Consider the following 18,169-nt stretch of genomic DNA (forward strand, 5'->3'; position numbering starts at 1 on the left):
AGGTACGAAGACAGGTTCTGGGCGAGCAGGGTGACAGCGGGCTCCGGAGTGGGGTAGGAGGAGCCGTACCACCCGCCGGTCAGGAACCGACCGAGCGGTGATCCGAAGGGGGATCGACGCAGAGCCATGGGTGAGGTCTTCGCCGGCCGGTACGAACTGGCCGACCCGATCGGGCGCGGGGGAGTAGGCGCGGTCTGGCGTGCCTGGGACCACCGGCGCCGCCGGTACGTGGCCGCCAAGGTCCTCCAGCAGAGCGACGCCCATTCCCTGCTGCGCTTCGTCCGTGAGCAGGCCCTGCGGATAGACCACCCGCATGTCCTCGCCCCGGCAAGCTGGGCCGCCGACGACGACAAGGTCCTGTTCACCATGGATCTGGTCGCCGGAGGCTCGCTCGTCCACCTGATCGCGGACTATGGCCCCCTGCCGCCCGCGTTCGTCTGCACCCTCGTCGACCAGCTCCTCTCGGGCCTCGCAGCCGTGCACGCGGAAGGCGTAGTCCACCGCGACATCAAGCCCGCCAACGTGCTGCTCGAAGCGACCGGTACGGGCCGCCCGCGGCTGCGGCTGTCCGACTTCGGCATCGCGATGCGGCTGGGCGAGCCCCGGCTGACGGAGACCGACTACGTGGTGGGCACGCCGGGTTACTTCGCCCCCGAGCAAATGCTGGGCGCGGACCCGGACTTCCCCTCCGACCTGTTCGCCGTGGGCCTGGTCGCGCTCTATCTCCTGGAGGGCGCCAAGCCGGACTCCAAGGCCCTCATCGAGTACTTCGCCGCGCACGGCACGCCCAGCGCCCCCCAGGGCATACCCGAGCCGCTCTGGCAGGTCGTGGCCACGCTCCTGCAGCCGGACCCGCAGGCGCGGTTCCGCACCGCCACGGGCGCCCGCAAGGCCCTGGCCCAGGCCGCCGAACTCCTGCCCGAGCCCGGCCCCGACGACGAGCTGGTCGAGATCTTCGACCAACTCGGTCCCCTCCCCAAGGGCTTCGCCCCGACCGGTCCCCTCAAACCCTCCCCCGGCGTGACCACGAACGGCGGCGCGCGCACCGGCACGGCAACGGGCGGGCCGGACCCCGGCGCCGGACACGGCGAGCCGGACGGCGTGCACACCGGCATGGACACCGGCCCAGGAGCAGCCCGCCGATACGACCCGTACCGCGAACCGAACCCGGACGGCACGCCCACCGGCCCGGCGACCGGCGGCACGCACACAGGGCTGGTGCTCGGGCCGACGCCGGGTCCGTTGCCCGGTCCGATGCCGGATCCCGCGCCGCCACCGGGAACCGTCTACCCGCCCTCCGGACCGGGCACGGGCTCCGTACCCGCCAGGCCGGTCAAGGACCCCACGCCCTCGAGCCCCGGTTCCGCCATCGAGCAACCCTGGCGGTCCTCCGGTGCCGCCCCGGTCTGGCCCGGGGCCGACTCCGTACCGGACAGCGCCGGCTCTTCCGAACAGGGACCGCGCTCTTCACCGGCTCCGCCGACCTACCCGGCCCACTCCGCCCACCGCAACGGCGTCCCGCCCCAGCCGGACGCCACCCCACCGCGCCCCGCTCACCCACCGGCAGTCGTCCCGCCCCAGCCGTCCAGCATGTCGGACACGGGAAGCTTCCACCTGCCCCCTCCCCAGGTCACCGTGCCCTCCGGCACACCGCCGCACGAGCACTTCCACCACCGGCCGGAGCAGCCTTCCACTCCCCCCACGGCCGTGCCGCTCCCGGCGCCGGCCGCGGTCCATGTCTCCCCGCCCTTCGAGGTCCCGTCCTTCGGGAGCCCGCCTTTCGAGCCCGCGCGTGGGCCCTCTCCCCAGCCGCACGCATCCCGGACCGCCGCTCAGTCCCCGACCGCGACCGCGACTCCGACGCTGCGGCAGGACACGTACGCCGCGTCCTCTTCGTACGCCGCGCCGTCCCCGCAGATCGCGCTCTCCCCGCAGGCGGTTCCGCAGCACCGCGGGCGGCGCCGTCAGCGTCGCCCCGGTCCGCCCGCGAAGGTGGCGATACCGGTCCTGCTCCTCGCCCTGGCCTGCTACGCCGTGGGTTTCTGGGCCCTGTTCCGTATCTGAGCTAGGCGCGTCCGGCCCGCCGCCGAGCGAGCAGCGTCCACAGCCCCAGCACCAGCACCAGCAAGCTCCCCGCGCCGATGCCGCTCGCCGCGACGACCTGCATCGCGGCGTCGTCGCCCCCGCCGTCTGCGTCCGCCCCGTCGGCTCCCGTGCCGCCGGCCACCCCTCCGGACGTCCAGCCGCCGGCCGCCTCCCGGTCCTGTTCCGTGACCGCGAACGTGTCCCGGGGCACGGACTGCCCCAGATACCCGGGGGCGTCCTGCGCCGTACCGCTCATCTGCACCCGCAGCGTCAGCCCGTACGGCCCCGCGCCGAATCGTTCCGTCACCTGCTCGGCGAGATGGACGACGAGGTAGTACGAGCCGGCGAACCGCATCCCGCTCATACGGTCGCCGACGCCGTAGCGGTTGGCGTAGGCGACGGGTGGCAGCGGATCGAGGGCGGCAGAGCTCTGGCGGCCGTCGTAGACGAGGCCCTCGTCGTCGACGTACCCGCGCGCGGGGTTGTAGAGCGACATGACGAGCGCGCTGCTGACGTACCCCCGGCCGCTGGAACCGGCGCTGGAGCTGCCGAGTTCGGCAACCGCGTGGAGCTGCTGCCCCCAGTCGACCGGCACCCGGTAGAACAGCGTCCGCCCGGGCGCGATGTCGCCCTGCCAGACTCCCTGCCCCAGCGGGGCGGCGGTGGCGAAGCCCGCGCCGCCCTCTCGTCGGACGGCGTCACCGGTGAGCGGGTCGGGCGAGGCGGAGTCCCAGGGCTCGGAGGACTCGGGCGCGGTCGTCGCGACCTTGTCCACAAGGCTTGGCTCCGACACATAGGTCAGCTCCAGGTCCCAGTCGTCCGACGACGAGCCTGCCGAGTCGATGCGGTCCACGACCACGTAGTACGTGCCGGCTCCCTGACAGGCCGTCGTCTCGCCGTCGGTCGTGCGTGACGCCCAGGCGGCGACCGGATGCGGGCTGTGGGAGGCCCCGAAGCGTGTGCTGTCGTAGGAGCAGGAACGGGCGTCGGCGTCCTGCACGGCCACCTTCACGCCGTCGGAGGAGGCCACCGTCGTGCCCTGCCGGGGCACAGCGGTGGCGGAGACGTACGCGTTCGAGGTGGCGTCGAGTGCGAGGCGGAAGTAGAGCCTTCCGTTGACCGGGAGGGTGCTGCGGTAGGTCCCGCCGGGCTCCAGCCCCACGGCGTCCGTGGTGCTCGCGGCTCCCTCGACGGTCCGGGCGTCCTCGGCGAAGTCGTACGTGTACGCATCCGGCGCGGCGACAGCCTCGGAGTCGGCCCCCGGCCCCGCACCCAGTCCCGCCACAGCACACAGCACCACCGCCACGACCGCGCCCCGTACTGTGCGCCGCCCCATCACGCGCCACCCCTCGTCATGCCCCGCCCGTGCCCGAACCGTCCACCGTCGCCGCCACACCCGGGCACCGTTTCTGCCCGGACCGTCGCCCATCCTGCCCCGTCGGCAGTCCCGGCACGCCCGCAATTCGCACGAGTGCCCGAAACAGCCCACCCCGAGGCACTCGATTTGCCCCGGCAATCGATTCGTTCACGACGGCGAATCATCCGCCGTCCTCCGGCGCAACCCGGGACAACACAAAACCCCGACCGCGTCGGCGGCCGGGGTCTGTTCACAGACTGGTGTCGATACTCACGAACCCGTGGGCACGGAGTCGGTCGCCTCCGTCCACAGATCCTGCTCGGCGCGATCCGCCTGGATCTGGCGGTACACGAGGAGCCCGCCGATGGCGGCCAGTGCGACCAGGAGAAGCTTCTTCACCGTGCGACCTCGTCTTTCCTTGACGTAGGGGACCTCTGGCGCCCGACTATACCCTCCGGCCGAGACCGATCGGTGACCTGCGCCGGCCCCCAACTCCCGCCCGGCGCACAGCATTAGAAGCGGACGACGCCGCTCCGATCGGAGGGTGATCACATCTCCACGTACCGTGACTATTCGCCCCGCTCGGTCCTAATTCCTCCATTCTTCTCCTCTTTTCGGGCCTGCTGCGGCCATCCGAGTGGTGTTCATCTGAAGATCGACGCGCCGCGGGCGTCGGTCCACCACTTCGCGGTCTCCGTACACATCATTGGGAAAGTACGCAAATCGCCCAACCCGAAAGTGAGGGGCCATGGCCCAGAACAAGGTCATGAAGCTGTGGACCGTCGTCGTCACCGCCTTCCTGGCGCTGTGCACGACGCTCGGCCTGATCACGACGACCGCCACCGCGGCGGTAGCCGAGAGCCACCCGGCACGCAACTGCACCGCACCCGCGGTGGTACCTCCCACAGCCGCCTGGGCCTGGTCCTACGCCCGGTCCCTGCCCCCCACGATGAAGCAGCGCATCCGAGCCGAGGCCCACGGCTCCTCCCCGAGCTGCCGACACCGCTCACCCGCGGACACGGACGCCGAGACAGAAGCCGGCCAGGAGAGCGACACGGACGCCGGGACGGCGCCACAGCCCCCGTCCTGACCCCGCTCGCGGGCCTCCTCGCGTGACCCTCATGTGATCCCCCTCCCCATGTAGCGGCGAACTTGCGTACAAAGCCACACGGAGAAGCACCAGGACAGACGAAAGAACCCCAACCATCACTGGTTGGGGTTCTTTTCGCTGTGGGGCTAACAGGATTTGAACCTGTGGCCTCATCCTTATCAGGGATGCGCTCTAACCAACTGAGCTATAGCCCCGCCGCGCTCTGCGGTGTATGTCCCGCGCGCTGACCTCTGAAGATTAGCGCACGACGCGGCCAGTCCCAAAATCGATAGTCAGACGGCAGTCGAGCGACGTTCGAGAACGTCGCTCACCCGCGTCTCACCTGCACTTCACCACTTCACCGTCAGTTCATCCGGCAGTTCACTCGTCCTCGGCGAGCGTCAGCTCGACGCCGCCGACGAAGCCCGCGGAGAGGTTGTAGATGAACGCGCCGAGCGTCGCCAGCGCCGTCGCGAGGACGACGTCGATGACCGCGATGACCGACGTGAACAGCACGACGTTCTGCAGCGACAGGAACGACTGGAGGTCGAAGCCGTTGGACTCGTTCGACCCCGTGGCCTCCGAGATGGTGCCGCCGACCGTCGAGAAGACGCCCATCGCGTCCATGACCATCCACAGGACCACCGCCGCCACGATCGTGCAGATGCCCAGCGCGATCGACAGCAGGAAGCTGACCTTCATCACCGACCACGGGTCGGCCTTGGACACGCGCAGCCGGGCCTTGCGCGTGCGGGGCAGAGTGCTCGCCCCCGTGCGCGGGCGCCGTACGGCCCCCGTCTGGGCCGGGGCCTGAACCGGGGCCGCAGGCCCGGCCGGAGCGGCCGGGTAGGCCTGCGGCGGGTGGTAGGGCCCCGCAGGCTGCTGCGGCTGCCGGTCACCGGGCAACGGTGACTGCGGCGGAGCCGCGGCGCGCTGCGCGGCGGGCTCCGCCACCGGCATGGCACCCGGGGCTCCCGGGGCGGCCGGGCCCCCGCCGGCCCCGTACTGCTGGGTCTGCGGACCTCTGGCGTCCGTCACGGTTCCCCCCTGGGATCCCTGGGATCCATGTGTGTCGGGCGAGCGCTTGCCGGTCGTACGCGGCTTGATGGCCTGCAGGTTGGTCGTGTGCGGATCTGTCGCACTGTGCGCGTCCCTCGCACCCTGCTGCGCATCGGTCGCACGCGCGGCGGAGCCACGACCGCCGCCGTCTTTGTCCGTACCGGTCGAGGGACCGGACGAACTGCCGGACGAACCGGCGCCCGTGGCTCCGCTCACGATGACTCACTCCTCGCGCTACTCCGACGAGGACTGATCGCCCTCGTCCGTGCCGATGGTCACGGTGCCCTCGGCCGACTCGTCGACGGCGTCCTCGCCGTCGACCGCCTCGGCCTCGCTTCCCGCCTCGGCGTTACGTGCGATGCCGACCACGGCATCGCGCTTGCCCAGGTTGATCAGTTGGACGCCCATGGTGTCACGGCCCGTCTCCCTGACCTCATTGACCCGCGTACGAATCACACCGCCCGAGAGCGTGATGGCGAGGATCTCGTCGGTCTCCTCGACCACCAGCGCACCGACGAGAGAACCGCGGTCCTCGACGATCTTGGCGGCCTTGATGCCGAGGCCGCCGCGACCCTGGACGCGGTACTCGTCGACGTTGGTCCGCTTCGCGTATCCGCCGTCGGTAGCAGTGAACACGAACGTACCGGGTCGAACAACATTCATCGAGAGCAGCTGGTCTCCCTCACGGAAGCTCATGCCCTTGACACCCGAGGTGGCCCGGCCCATCGGACGCAGTGCGTCGTCCGTCGCCGTGAACCTGATCGACTGTGCCTTCCTGCTGATCAGGAGCAGATCATCCTCTGCCGAAACGAGTTCGGCTCCGATCAGTTCGTCGTCGGAACCGTCCTCCGTCTCACGGAGGTTGATCGCGATCACACCGCCCGAACGCGGGGAATCGTAATCCTTCAGAGGCGTCTTCTTCACCAGACCACCCTTGGTGGCCAGCACGAGATAGGGCGCCGCCTCGTAGTCGCGGATCGCCAGGATCTCCGCGATCGCCTCGTCCGGCTGGAAGGCCAGCAGGTTGGCGACGTGCTGTCCACGCGCGTCACGTCCGGCGTCGGGCAGCTCGTAGGCCTTCGCGCGGTAGACCCGGCCCTTGTTGGTGAAGAACAGCAGCCAATGGTGGGTCGTCGACACGAAGAAGTGGTCGACGATGTCGTCTTCCTTGAGCTTCGTGCCGCGTACGCCCTTGCCGCCGCGCTTCTGCGAGCGGTAGTCCTCGGTCTTGGTCCGCTTGACGTAGCCGCCGCGCGAGATCGTGACGACGATGTCCTCTTCGGCGATCAGGTCTTCGATGGACATGTCACCGTCGAAGGGGACCAGCTTGGAGCGGCGGTCGTCGCCGAACTTCTCGACGATCGCGGCGAGTTCCTCGCTGATGATGCCGCGCTGACGCACGGGCGAGGCCAGGATCGCGTTGTACTCGCGGATCTTCGCCTGCAGCTCGTCGTGCTCGGCGACGATCTTCTGCCGCTCCAGAGCCGCCAGCCGGCGCAGCTGCATCTCCAGGATCGCGTTGGCCTGGATCTCGTCGATCTCCAGGAGGCCCATCAGGCCCTCGCGCGCGATCTCGACGGTGTCACTGCGCCGGATCAGCGCGATGACCTCGTCGATGGCGTCCAGGGCCTTCAGCAGGCCTCGCAGGATGTGCGCGCGCTCCTCGGCCTTGCGCAGCCGGAACTTCGTACGCCGGACGATGACCTCGATCTGGTGCGTCACCCAGTGCCGGATGAACGCGTCCAGGGACAGGGTGCGCGGCACGCCGTCGACGAGCGCCAGCATGTTCGCGCCGAAGTTCGTCTGCAGGTCGGTGTGCTTGTAGAGGTTGTTCAGCACGACCTTGGCGACCGCGTCCCGCTTCAGGACGATGACCAGGCGCTGGCCCGTACGGGACGACGTCTCGTCGCGGACGTCCGCGATGCCGCCGATCTTGCTGTCCTTGACCAGGTCGGCGATCTTCTGCGCGAGGTTGTCCGGGTTGACCTGGTACGGGAGTTCGGTGACCACCAGGCACTGGCGGTTCTGGATCTCCTCGACGTCGACGACCGCGCGCATCGTGATGGAGCCACGGCCGGTGCGGTACGCCTCCTCGATGCCCTTGCGGCCCACCACCAGCGCGCCACTGGGGAAGTCGGGGCCCTTGATGCGCTCGATCAGGGCGTCGAGCAGTTCCTCGTGAGAAGCCTCGGGGTTCTCCAGGTACCACTGGGCGCCGGCCGCGACCTCACGGAGGTTGTGCGGCGGGATGTTCGTCGCCATACCGACCGCGATGCCCGCCGAGCCGTTGATCAGCAGGTTCGGGAAGCGGGCCGGCAGAACCGTCGGCTCCTGGTTGCGGCCGTCGTAGTTGTCCGTGAAGTCGACGGTCTCCTCGTCGATGTCGCGGACCATCTCCATGGACAGCGGCTTCAGCTTGCACTCGGTGTACCGCATGGCGGCGGCCGGGTCGTTGCCGGGAGAGCCGAAGTTGCCGTTGGAGTCCACCAGCGGCATCCGCATCGACCACGGCTGCGCGAGACGGACCAGCGCGTCGTAGATCGAGGAGTCGCCGTGCGGGTGGTAGGTACCCATGACGTCACCGACGACGCGGGCGCACTTGTAGAAGCCCTTCTCGGGCCGGTAGCCGCCGTCGTACATCGCGTACAGGACGCGGCGGTGGACGGGCTTGAGACCGTCCCTTACGTCGGGCAGCGCGCGCGACACGATGACGGACATCGCGTAGTCGAGGTACGAGCGCTGCATCTCGGTCTCGAGCCCGACGGGCTCGACGCGCAGAGTGATCTGGCCCTCTTCGGGCGAGTTGGGACCAGTGGGGGAAAGCGGTGTCTCGTCGGTCATTGCTGGTGAAGATCCTTTCTGGTGCGGTCAGCTGAGACCGACTCAGATGTCGAGGAAGCGGACGTCCTTGGCGTTGCGCTGGATGAACGCGCGGCGTGCCTCCACGTCCTCGCCCATCAGGACCGAGAACAGGTCGTCGGCCTGCGCGGCGTCGTCGAGCGTGACCTGGCCGAGGACCCGGTGCTCCTGGTCCATCGTCGTGATGCGCAGTTCCTCGGCGTTCATCTCGCCGAGGCCCTTGAAGCGCTGGACCGAGTCGTCCCGGGTGCGCTTGCCGTTCTGCCGGCCGTGCTCGATCAGCGCGTCGCGCTCGCGGTCCGAGTACGCGTACTCGAAGTCGTCCCGGCCCCACTTGATCTTGTACAGCGGGGGACGGGAGAGGAACACGTGTCCGGCCTCGACCAGCGGGCGCATGAAGCGGAACAGGAAGGTCAACAGCAGGGTGTTGATGTGCTGGCCGTCGACGTCGGCGTCCGCCATCAGGATGATCTTGTGATAGCGCAGCTTCGCGATGTCGAAGTCCTCGTGGACCCCGGTACCGAACGCCGAGATCAGCGCCTGGATCTCCTGGTTCTGCAGGATCTTGTCGATCCGCGCCTTCTCGACGTTGAGGATCTTGCCTCGGATCGGGAGGATCGCCTGGTACTGCGGGTTGCGGCCGGACTTGGCCGAACCACCGGCGGAGTCACCCTCGACGATGAAGATCTCGCACTTGGTGGGGTCGTTCGACTGGCAGTCGGACAGCTTGCCCGGCAGCGACGCCGTCTCCAGCAGACCCTTGCGACGCGTGAGGTCACGGGCCTTGCGGGCCGCCACGCGCGCGGTGGCCGCCTGGATGCCCTTGCGGATGATGTCCGAGGCCTCGACCGGGTTGCGGTCCAGCCAGTCGTTGAGGTGCTCGTAGACCGCCTTCTGTACGAAGGTCTTCGCCTCCGTGTTGCCCAGCTTGGTCTTGGTCTGGCCCTCGAACTGGGGCTCGCTGAGCTTGACCGAGATGATCGCGGTCAGACCCTCGCGGATGTCGTCACCCGTGAGGTTGTCGTCCTTCTCGCGGAGCAGCTTCTTGTCGCGCGCGTACTTGTTGATCAGCGAGGTCAGCGCCGCCCGGAAGCCCTCCTCGTGCGTACCGCCCTCGTGCGTGTGGATGATGTTGGCGAAGGAGTACACACCCTCGGTGTAACCACTGTTCCACTGCATCGCGACCTCGAGGGACAGGCTCTTGTCCCTGTCCTCCGCCTCCAGGTCGATGACCGTCGGGTGCACCACGTCTCCCTTGCGGGAGTTGAGGTACGTCACGTAGTCGACGATGCCGCCCTCGTAGTGGTACGAGACGGTCCTGACCTCGTCCTTCTCGTCGGCGCCCGCCTCGTCGGCACCGGCCGTCGCCTTCGCCACCTCGCGCTCGTCAGTGAGTTTGATCGTCAAACCCTTGTTGAGGAACGCCATCTCCTGGAAGCGCCGCGAGAGCGTCTCGAAGGAGTACTCGGTGGTTTCGAAGATGTCGGCGTCGGCCCAGAAGGTGACCGACGTGCCGGTCTCGGCCGTGGCCTCGTGCTGCGCGAGCGGAGCCGTCGGGACGCCCAGCTTGTAGTCCTGCGTCCAGCGGTAGCCGTCGGTCCGCACCTCCACGGCGACCCTGCTGGACAGGGCGTTCACGACGGAGACACCGACGCCGTGCAGACCGCCGGAGACCGCATAGCCGCCGCCGCCGAACTTGCCGCCCGCGTGCAGCACGGTGAGCACGACCTCAAGGGCCGGTTTGCCCTCGGACGGGACGATGCCCACCGGGATGCCTCGGCCGTTGTCGATGACGCGTACGCCACCGTCGGGGAGGATCGTCACGTCGATGGTGTCCGCGTGACCGGCCAGCGCCTCGTCGACGGAGTTGTCGACGACCTCCTGCACCAGGTGGTGCAGACCACGCTCACCGGTCGAGCCGATGTACATGCCGGGTCGCTTGCGGACCGCGTCCAGACCCTCGAGGACGGTGATGGCGCTGGCGTCGTACGAGGCGGTGACCTCGTCGTTCATGGAGGTCGCCTCGGGTTTCGCGCCGGCGTCGGTGGACGGGATGTTCTCGTTGGGGTTGCCGGAATCGGCCACGAAGCGCCCTTTCTGGCACAGCACAAGCCGAACTCCGGGGGTCCCCCCTCTGGAGGGTGGCCGGATCGGCTGCGGCGTGTTGCGTTGGTAAGCCTTAGTCAGCGGTGCACACCATTTCCCGGTGGTCCCCTCCAATGGGGCGGGATTAGCTTCCAGTCTACCGGTAGCGCCGACAGTGATGGGGGTTTGCCGGTACCTGAGTCCGCATGTGCCGCCCTCAACCGGTCTCTCCCGAGTCCCCATATACGGAGCGGGGCTCCAAGGGGCTTGGAGTGGCACTCAGCGCTTCCGGGTGTCAACCCTTGGCTACCGGGGAGTCAAGAAGGGATTCGCAAACGCGCGCACCACCGTCCGCGGGCCCCCGCCGCCCGTTCCGTGTGACACAGCTCACCTACAGGGAGTGGTGGGGCTCACCCGTAGGTGTCACCCGGGCCCGTGCTCCCGGGCGCCCGTAGCGGGCCGAAACGGCGGGCCGGACCCTGAGGCCCCAGCACCTTGATCAGCCGCACCCTGCCCTGCCCGAGGTCCTCGTTCAGCCGTGCGACCAGCTGCGGCGCGAGCAGCCGCACGTTCGTCGCCCACGCCGTCGAGTCGCAGCGCACGGTGAGCACCCGCTCGTCCTCGTCGTACGACTCCGGCTCGCAGTGCTTGGCCAGGTCCGCGCCGACGATCTCCGGCCAGCGGCCCATCACCCCGCCCACCGCGGCCGGCGCCTCCCACCCGCGCTCCGTCACCAGCCGGTTGATCGCCGCACCGAGCGCCATGGGGTCACGCCTGTCCCGCCCCGAGCCGGAACGCAGACCGCCCCCGCGCCGGGACTGCTTCTTCTGCTGGACGGCGTCCCCACGCGCGCGTGCCGCCTCTTTCGCCGCTCTGAGCGCCACCCGCGCGAGATCCACCCCGGAGTGCTCGGGGACCTGCGTGGGGGCTTCCTCCGGGGTACCCCCGGGCATGGGCTCCTGGGCCGTCATACGCGCTCCACCGCCCCGTCGGACACCGAGTAACGCGCCCCCGCCAGCACATGCGGTACGTCGTCGTCGACCGCGGCCGTCACCAGCACCTGCTCACCGGGCGCCACCAGCTCCGCCAGCCGCTCCCGGCGCCGGGTGTCCAGCTCCGCGAACACGTCGTCGAGCACCAGCACCGGCTCGTTGCCCTCGGCCCGCAGCAGGTCGTACGAGGCCAGCCGCAGCGCCAGCGCGTACGACCACGACTCACCGTGGGACGCGTACCCCTTGGCGGGCAGCTGGCCGAGCTTGAGATGCAGATCGTCCCGATGCGGTCCCACGAGGGTGACGCCCCGCTCGATCTCCTGCTTGCGGACCTCGGCCAGGGCCGCCATCAGCTGCTCGTACAGCTCCTCACGCGCGTGTGCCTCGCCCGGGGCCGACGGCTTGTACTCCAGGGCGAGCGGACCGCCGCCGGGCGCCAGTTGCTCGTACGCCTTGTCGGCCAGCGGCTGGATCGCGGCGATCAGGTCGAGCCGCTGGGCCAGCAACTCGGCCCCCACGCGCGCGAGATGCTGGTCCCACACGTCGAGCGTCGACAGGTCCATCGTGCGACCGCCGTGCCGCCGGGCCAGCGCCGCCGACTTGAGGAGCGTGTTGCGCTGCTTGAGAACCCGGTCGTAGTCGGAGCGCACACCCGCCATCCGCGGGGAGCGCAGGGTGATCAGCTCGTCGAGGAACCGCCGCCGCTCACCCGGATCCCCCTTCACCAGGGCGAGATCCTCCGGCGCGAACAGCACCGTCCGTACGATCCCCAGTACGTCGCGGGGTCTGACCTGCGACGACCTGTTGATGCGAGCGCGGTTCGCGCGGCCGGGGTTCAGCTCCAGCTCGACCAGCTGCTGCCGCTCGCCCTGCTTGACCTGTGCCCGGACGATCGCCCGGTCGGCACCCATGCGGACCAGGGGGGCGTCCGAGGAGACCCGGTGGCTGCCCAGCGTGGCGAGATAGCCGACCGCCTCGACGAGGTTGGTCTTGCCCTGGCCGTTGGGGCCCACGAACGCGGTGACGCCCGGTTCGAGCGGCACCTCGGCCTGGGCGTACGAGCGGAAGTCGGCCAGCGACAGATGCGTGACGTGCATGGTCGTTCGCCGACCTCCCCCGGACTTGTGGACCGCTGAGCGGCCCTGTGGATTACTTCGACTCGACCGCGTGGCCGCCGAACTGGTTGCGCAGCGCCGCGATCATCTTCATCTGCGGGGAGTCGTCCTGCCGGGACGCGAACCGCGCGAACAGCGACGCGGTGATCGCGGGCAGCGGAACCGCGTGGTCGATGGCGGCCTCCACGGTCCAGCGGCCCTCCCCGGAGTCCGCGGCGAAACCGCGCAGCCGGTCCAGGTGCTCGTCCTCGTCGAGGGCGTTGACGGCCAGGTCGAGCAGCCAGGAGCGGATGACGGTGCCCTCCTGCCAGGACCGGAAGACCTCGCGCACGTCCGTGACGGAGTCGACCTTCTCCAGCAGCTCCCAGCCCTCGGCATACGCCTGCATCATCGCGTACTCGATGCCGTTGTGGACCATCTTCGAGAAGTGCCCGGCGCCCACCTTGCCCGCGTGCACCGCGCCGAGGTCACCCTTCGGCTTGAGCGCCTCGAAGACCGGCTGCACCTTGGCGATGTCCTCGGCGTCGCCGCCGTACATCAGCGCGTAACCGTTCTCCAGGCCCCAGACGCCGCCGGAGACACCGCAGTCGACGAAGCCGATGCCCTTGGCCGCCAGCTCCTCGGCGTGCTTCTCGTCGTCCGTCCAGCGCGAGTTGCCGCCGTCCACGACGACGTCACCGGGCTCCAGGAGCTCGGCGAGCTCGTCGACGGTGGACTGGGTCGGAGCGCCGGCCGGGACCATCACCCACACCACACGCGGGGCGCTGAGCCCGTCCACAAGCTCCTTGAGGCTGTGGACATCGGCGACGTCCGGGTTGCGGTCGTATCCGATGACGGTGTGGCCTGCGCGGCGGATCCGCTCGCGCATGTTCCCGCCCATCTTGCCGAGGCCGACGAGACCGAGCTCCATCAGTTGTTCCTTAGGTTGCGACGTGGCATGAGGGCACTCCTGTTGCTCGTGCCCACGTCCGAGCCTAAACCCGGACGCTCATGCACACCTGTGGGCATACGCGCTCAAACGTATGCCCCCACCTGCGGTGTTCCTCGTCGGAGGCGATCGGCGGCCGGAAGGCTCAGCCGCTGAGACGCACCGGCATGATCAGGTACTTGTACGCCTCGTCCGCCTCGGCGTCCACGGCCGGCTTGCCGCTGAGCAGCGCGGGCTTCGTGGACGTCGTGAAGGAGAGCTGGGCGACCGGGGAGTCGATGGCGCTCAGGCCGTCCAGCAGGAACGTCGGGTTGAAGGCGATCGAGACGTCGTCACCCTCCAACTGGGCGTCGACCCTTTCCACAGCCTGTGCGTCGTCGCTGGAACCGGCCTCCAGGATGAGCACGCCCTGCTCGAAGCTGAGCCGCACCGGGGTGTTCCGCTCGGCCACCAGGGCCACACGCTTGACGGCCTCCACGAAGGGGGCGGTCTCGATCACGGCGATGGAGTTGAACTCCGTCGGGAACAGCGAGCGGTACTTCGGGAGGTCACCCTCCAGCAGACGCGTCGTCGTGCGACGGCCGGCGCCCTCGAAGCCGATGAGGCCCTCGCCCGCGCCCGAGCCGGACAGCGCCAGGATCACGCTGTCGCCGCTCGTGAGCGCCTTGGCGGTGTCCAGGAGCGTCTTGGCGGGCACCAGGGCCACCGCGGACGCCTCCGGGTCCTCCGGCTTCCACAGGAACTCCCGGACCGCGAAGCGGTAGCGGTCGGTGGAGGCCAGCGTCACCCTGTCGCCCTCGATCTCGATGCGCACACCGGTGAGGACGGGCAGCGTGTCGTCGCGGCCGGCCGCGATGGCCACCTGGGCGGCGGCGGAGGCGAAGACCTCACCGGGCACCGTGCCGGTCGCGGTCGGCATCTGCGGCAGCGCCGGGTACTCCTCCACAGGCAGTGTGTGCAGGGTGAAGCGGGAGGAGCCGCACACGACCGTCGCCCGGACACCGTCCATGGAGATCTCCACCGGGCGGTTGGGAAGGGCGCGGCAGATGTCGGCGAGGAGCCGGCCGGACACCAGGACCGTGCCCCCCTCCTCGACCTCGGCCTCCACCGAGACCCGCGCGGAGACCTCGTAGTCGAAGCTCGACAGGCTCAGCTGGCCTTCCTCGGCCTTCAGCAGGAGGCCGGCGAGGACAGGGGCCGGCGGACGGGCCGGGAGGCTGCGCGCCGCCCAGGCAACTGCCTCCGCGAGTACGTCGCGTTCCACCCGGATCTTCACTGTTGCCGCCTCCTGCTGTTGCCGGCGCTTCTCGGCCTGCCTGGCTTCGTCGTCTGTCTCGGTGTCGTCGGTCCCTGTGCTGGGAAGGACACCGGGGAACAGTCTGACGCACAGCACTGACAGTAGGTGCCTCTCGGGTCAAGTCGTGACGAGGGGCAGCCGGGCTCCCGACAGCGAGTTGTGCACAGGACCCACTTCGAAACGGATTCCCAGCTCTCTCTAGTTGTCAGTAGTAGTAGGGGCTGTGGATACCGTGGATAACCCCGTTTTCGCAGCTCAGGCGGCAAATTTTGTCCACTGACCCTGTGGGCGGAGGCGGTGGATAACCAGGCCCCTCTGTGGAGAACAGAAAGTTCTGCACACCCCATGCACAGCCGGGGGCGACTTCTCCCCAGCGCCGTCCCCAGCTTTACCCACCTTTCCCACAGACCAACCAGGCGCCTTGGTGTGACGCCTTTCACTCGACGTGGTGACGAGGCGCGTCGTGTTGCCGAACAGTGGACAGAGATGTGGAGAAGCCGGTGATCGCTGGGGACAACCGGCCGCAGCCTGTGGGTCGACGGTGGACAACTCCGTGCACAGCCTGTGGATCAATTCTTTGTCCACAGCCTGTGGAGATCTTTTGTCCACCAATCCACAACCACCTGACCTGGTCTGATGGTCTATCACCAGCCTCGCCTGTGGACACAGTCTGGACAACTTCCGGGTCCCCAGGGTGTGGACGCGAGAAAGTCACCGAATCTGTGGAGGGTGGCCGTAACTCGGCGCTCATTCGAACAGTGGGTTGCGGTACGGCAACGCCCGACGCGCGCCGGAACGGGCGGGAAACCGGCCGGCACCCCTCCGGGAGCTCCCGGAGCACGGCGAAGGCGCCCTCGGGAACGTGTCCCAGGGGCGCCTTCGGGGCCGTGCCTGTCCTGCTGTCAGCCGTTCTTGATGCGGTTGGTCAGCTCGGTGACCTGGTTGTAGATGGAGCGGCGCTCGGCCATCAGGGCGCGGATCTTGCGGTCGGCGTGCATGACGGTCGTATGGTCGCGGCCACCGAACTGCGCGCCGATCTTCGGCAGTGAGAGGTCCGTGAGCTCGCGGCACAGGTACATGGCGATCTGCCGGGCCGTGACCAGTTGACGGCCGCGTGAGCTGCCGCAGAGGTCCTCGACCGTGAGGCCGAAGTAGTCGGCGGTCGCCGCCATGATGGCCGGCGCGGTGATCTCGGGGGTCGAGTCCTCGCCGCCCGGGATCAGGTCCTTGAGGACGATCTCCGTGAGGCCGAGGTCCACCGGCTGTCGGTTGAGCGACGCGAACGCCGTCACCCGGATCAGCGCGCCCTCCAGCTCGCGGATGTTGCGCGAGATGCGGGAGGCGATGAACTCCAGGACCTCCGGCGGGGCGTTGAGCTGCTCCTGGACCGCCTTCTTACGGAGGATGGCGATACGCGTCTCCAGCTCGGGCGGCTGGACGTCGGTGATCAGGCCCCACTCGAAACGGTTCCGGAGCCGGTCCTCCAGGGTGACCAGCTGCTTCGGCGGCCGGTCGCTGGACAGCACGATCTGCTTGTTGGCGTTGTGGAGCGTGTTGAAGGTGTGGAAGAACTCCTCCTGTGTCGACTCCTTGTCCGCGAGGAACTGGATGTCGTCGACGAGCAGGATGTCCATCTCGCGGTAGCGCTTGCGGAAGCTGTCGCCCTTGCCGTCGCGGATGGAGTTGATGAACTCGTTGGTGAATTCCTCGGAGCTCACATATCGCACGCGCGTGCCGGGGTAGAGGCTGCGCGCGTAGTGCCCGATCGCGTGCAGCAGGTGCGTCTTGCCGAGTCCCGACTCTCCATAGATGAAGAGAGGGTTGTACGCCTTCGCGGGCGCCTCGGCGACGGCGACGGCTGCGGCGTGGGCGAAACGGTTCGACGCCCCGATGACGAACGTGTCGAACAGGTATTTGGGGTTGAGGCGCGCGGTGGGTTCGCCGGGGCCCGGCGCCGGGGTCTGCCGCGAAGCCGGCGAGCCGGGTGCGCCACCGCCGGGACGCACCGAGCCGCCAGGTCCGCCCCGGTGCCCGTGACCGCCGCCCGACGGGGACTCCGACAGATCGCGGCGGCCGTCGCGCTGCTCGTACTCCGGGCGCTGCTGTCCGTAGTCGCCGCGCTGCTGCTCGTACTCGGAGCGCTGCTGTTCGTACGGTGAGCGCTCGCGCGGTGGCTGCGGGCGGTAGTCGGATGACGGTGACGCGTACGGGTCGCGCTCCGGGAAGCCGAGCCGGGGCTGCTGCCAGCCGTAGTCGTCCTGGGTCGGCCGGGGCCAGGCGCCGGGCTCGGGGCGCTGGTACTCGGACGGGTAGGCGGGGCGGGCGGTGGGGAGCTGGTCCGCGTGGGAGGGCTGCTGGCCGTCGCGCTGTGAGTGGTCGTCGGCGCGGTGGCGGCCGTATCCCTGGTACGGGTCGCGGGCCTGCGGGTGCTCGGGTTCCTCGTAGCGTGACTGGGGCGGGGCGGAGGGTGCGGGCGGGGACTGCTCGCCGACGGAGTCGTCCACGGTGATCGCGATGCGGATCGGCCGACCGCACTCTCGGCTGAGTGTCTCGCTGACGATCGGGGCGAGGCGGCCTTCGAGCACGCCTTTCGCAAATTCGTTCGGTACGGCGAGCAGTGCGGTGTCCGCGACCAGGGCCAGCGGCTGGCAGCGCCTGATCCAGCGCTCGTCCTTCACCTCGACGCCCTGTCCACGGCCCTCACCGAGGAGTTGTTCCAGCACTCGTGGCCACACTGCGGCAAGATCGGCAGGTACGTCAGCCACAGGGCACGCTCTCTCACGGGTCCCACGAACGTGTGGTTCTGGGACGTATCGGGATGTACTTCGGGTGGGACGGGCGATAGGGAGTCCGGCCACGGTAGTCAGGGCGACGGGTGCGGTTCAAGTTGTTGTCCCCAGGCTGTGGATAGTGTCTCGCCCCGGGTGCTGGTTTGACCGGATGGCGTAGCCCCGCGTACCGTGACCAGGTCGAGTTGTCGATGGCTGCTGCCGCCTGCCTCCGATGGGCATAGATCACATACGAGTGCTCCTACCAGGGCATCCTTCAGTGATCGGGAGCGGTGCAATCGGGCGTAAGCGAGCTACTCGTGGGCGCACGGTGACAGCCAAGACGGCACCCCGGTATCTACCGATTCTTTCTGGAGCCCCCGAGTGAGCAAGCGCACCTTCCAGCCGAACAACCGTCGTCGCGCGAAGACCCACGGCTTCCGCCTGCGGATGCGTACCCGTGCCGGTCGCGCGATTCTCGCGAACCGCCGTGGCAAGGGTCGCGCGAGCCTGTCCGCCTGATCCTGATCAGGT

General features: G+C 69.1%; 13 protein-coding genes and 1 tRNA gene. 3 read left to right on the forward strand and 11 right to left on the reverse strand.

What is annotated here, in order from left to right:
- Nucleotides 1–126: 126 nt before the first annotated feature.
- On the forward strand, nucleotides 127–2,064 hold the full coding sequence (locus OHN74_RS21515; RefSeq protein WP_327696191.1) for a serine/threonine-protein kinase: 1,938 nt from the start codon (nucleotides 127–129) through the stop codon (nucleotides 2,062–2,064).
- Between the two features lies 1 nt (nucleotide 2,065).
- Here OHN74_RS21515 and OHN74_RS21520 read toward each other — a convergent pair whose 3' ends face one another.
- Entirely contained in the window at nucleotides 2,066–3,421 is a 1,356-nt protein-coding gene (locus OHN74_RS21520) for a hypothetical protein (protein WP_327696192.1), read from the reverse strand.
- Nucleotides 3,422–3,712: 291 nt separating this feature from the next.
- On the reverse strand, nucleotides 3,713–3,841 hold the full coding sequence (locus OHN74_RS21525) for a DLW-39 family protein (protein ID WP_003999697.1): 129 nt from the start codon (nucleotides 3,839–3,841) through the stop codon (nucleotides 3,713–3,715).
- Between the two features lie 349 nt (nucleotides 3,842–4,190).
- Here OHN74_RS21525 and OHN74_RS21530 point away from each other — a divergent pair, with 349 nt between their 5' ends.
- Nucleotides 4,191–4,532, forward strand: coding sequence for a DUF6344 domain-containing protein (locus OHN74_RS21530; protein ID WP_327696193.1), 342 nt, complete (start codon nucleotides 4,191–4,193; stop codon nucleotides 4,530–4,532).
- Nucleotides 4,533–4,673: 141 nt separating this feature from the next.
- On the opposite strand, the gene OHN74_RS21535 is transcribed toward OHN74_RS21530, so the two are convergent.
- The 9 genes from OHN74_RS21535 to dnaA all read right to left on the reverse strand — a co-directional run bounded on the left by OHN74_RS21535 (nucleotide 4,674) and on the right by dnaA (nucleotide 17,632).
- Nucleotides 4,674–4,747 (reverse strand) — tRNA-Ile (locus OHN74_RS21535).
- A 166-nt stretch (nucleotides 4,748–4,913) separates the two neighbouring features.
- Nucleotides 4,914–5,807, reverse strand: coding sequence for a DUF3566 domain-containing protein (locus tag OHN74_RS21540; RefSeq protein WP_327696194.1), 894 nt, complete (start codon nucleotides 5,805–5,807; stop codon nucleotides 4,914–4,916).
- Nucleotides 5,808–5,825: 18 nt separating this feature from the next.
- On the reverse strand, nucleotides 5,826–8,432 hold the full coding sequence (gene gyrA, locus OHN74_RS21545) for a DNA gyrase subunit A (RefSeq protein WP_327696195.1): 2,607 nt from the start codon (nucleotides 8,430–8,432) through the stop codon (nucleotides 5,826–5,828).
- Nucleotides 8,433–8,474: 42 nt separating this feature from the next.
- Complete coding sequence (gyrB, locus tag OHN74_RS21550) at nucleotides 8,475–10,535, reverse strand: DNA topoisomerase (ATP-hydrolyzing) subunit B (RefSeq protein WP_327696196.1); 2,061 nt, start codon at nucleotides 10,533–10,535, stop codon at nucleotides 8,475–8,477.
- Nucleotides 10,536–10,945: 410 nt separating this feature from the next.
- Nucleotides 10,946–11,506, reverse strand: a complete 561-nt coding sequence (locus OHN74_RS21555) for a DUF721 domain-containing protein (protein ID WP_327696197.1) — start codon at nucleotides 11,504–11,506, stop codon at nucleotides 10,946–10,948.
- Nucleotides 11,503–12,624, reverse strand: a complete 1,122-nt coding sequence (gene recF, locus OHN74_RS21560) for a DNA replication/repair protein RecF (protein ID WP_327696198.1) — start codon at nucleotides 12,622–12,624, stop codon at nucleotides 11,503–11,505. Before recF ends, OHN74_RS21555 begins: the two co-directional genes overlap by 4 nt.
- Before the next feature lie 52 nt (nucleotides 12,625–12,676).
- Nucleotides 12,677–13,552 carry a phosphogluconate dehydrogenase (NAD(+)-dependent, decarboxylating) gene (gene gnd, locus OHN74_RS21565; protein ID WP_327696199.1) on the reverse strand — a complete coding sequence of 292 codons (876 nt, stop codon included), beginning with the start codon at nucleotides 13,550–13,552 and terminating at the stop codon, nucleotides 12,677–12,679.
- A gap of 163 nt (nucleotides 13,553–13,715) precedes the next feature.
- Nucleotides 13,716–14,846: a DNA polymerase III subunit beta gene (dnaN, locus tag OHN74_RS21570; protein WP_327700221.1), complete on the reverse strand. Its 1,131-nt coding sequence runs from the start codon at nucleotides 14,844–14,846 to the stop codon at nucleotides 13,716–13,718.
- 923 nt (nucleotides 14,847–15,769) lie between these two features.
- Nucleotides 15,770–17,632: a chromosomal replication initiator protein DnaA gene (dnaA, locus tag OHN74_RS21575; protein WP_327696200.1), complete on the reverse strand. Its 1,863-nt coding sequence runs from the start codon at nucleotides 17,630–17,632 to the stop codon at nucleotides 15,770–15,772.
- Between the two features lie 387 nt (nucleotides 17,633–18,019).
- Between dnaA and rpmH the strand changes: the two genes are divergently transcribed.
- A complete protein-coding gene (gene rpmH, locus OHN74_RS21580; protein WP_006381191.1) occupies nucleotides 18,020–18,157 on the forward strand; it encodes a 50S ribosomal protein L34 in 138 nt (45 codons plus the stop codon).
- The last annotated feature ends 12 nt before the right edge of the window (nucleotides 18,158–18,169 follow it).

The sequence above is a fragment of the Streptomyces sp. NBC_00459 genome, assembly GCF_036013955.1.
Classification (GTDB): Bacteria; Actinomycetota; Actinomycetes; order Streptomycetales; family Streptomycetaceae; genus Streptomyces.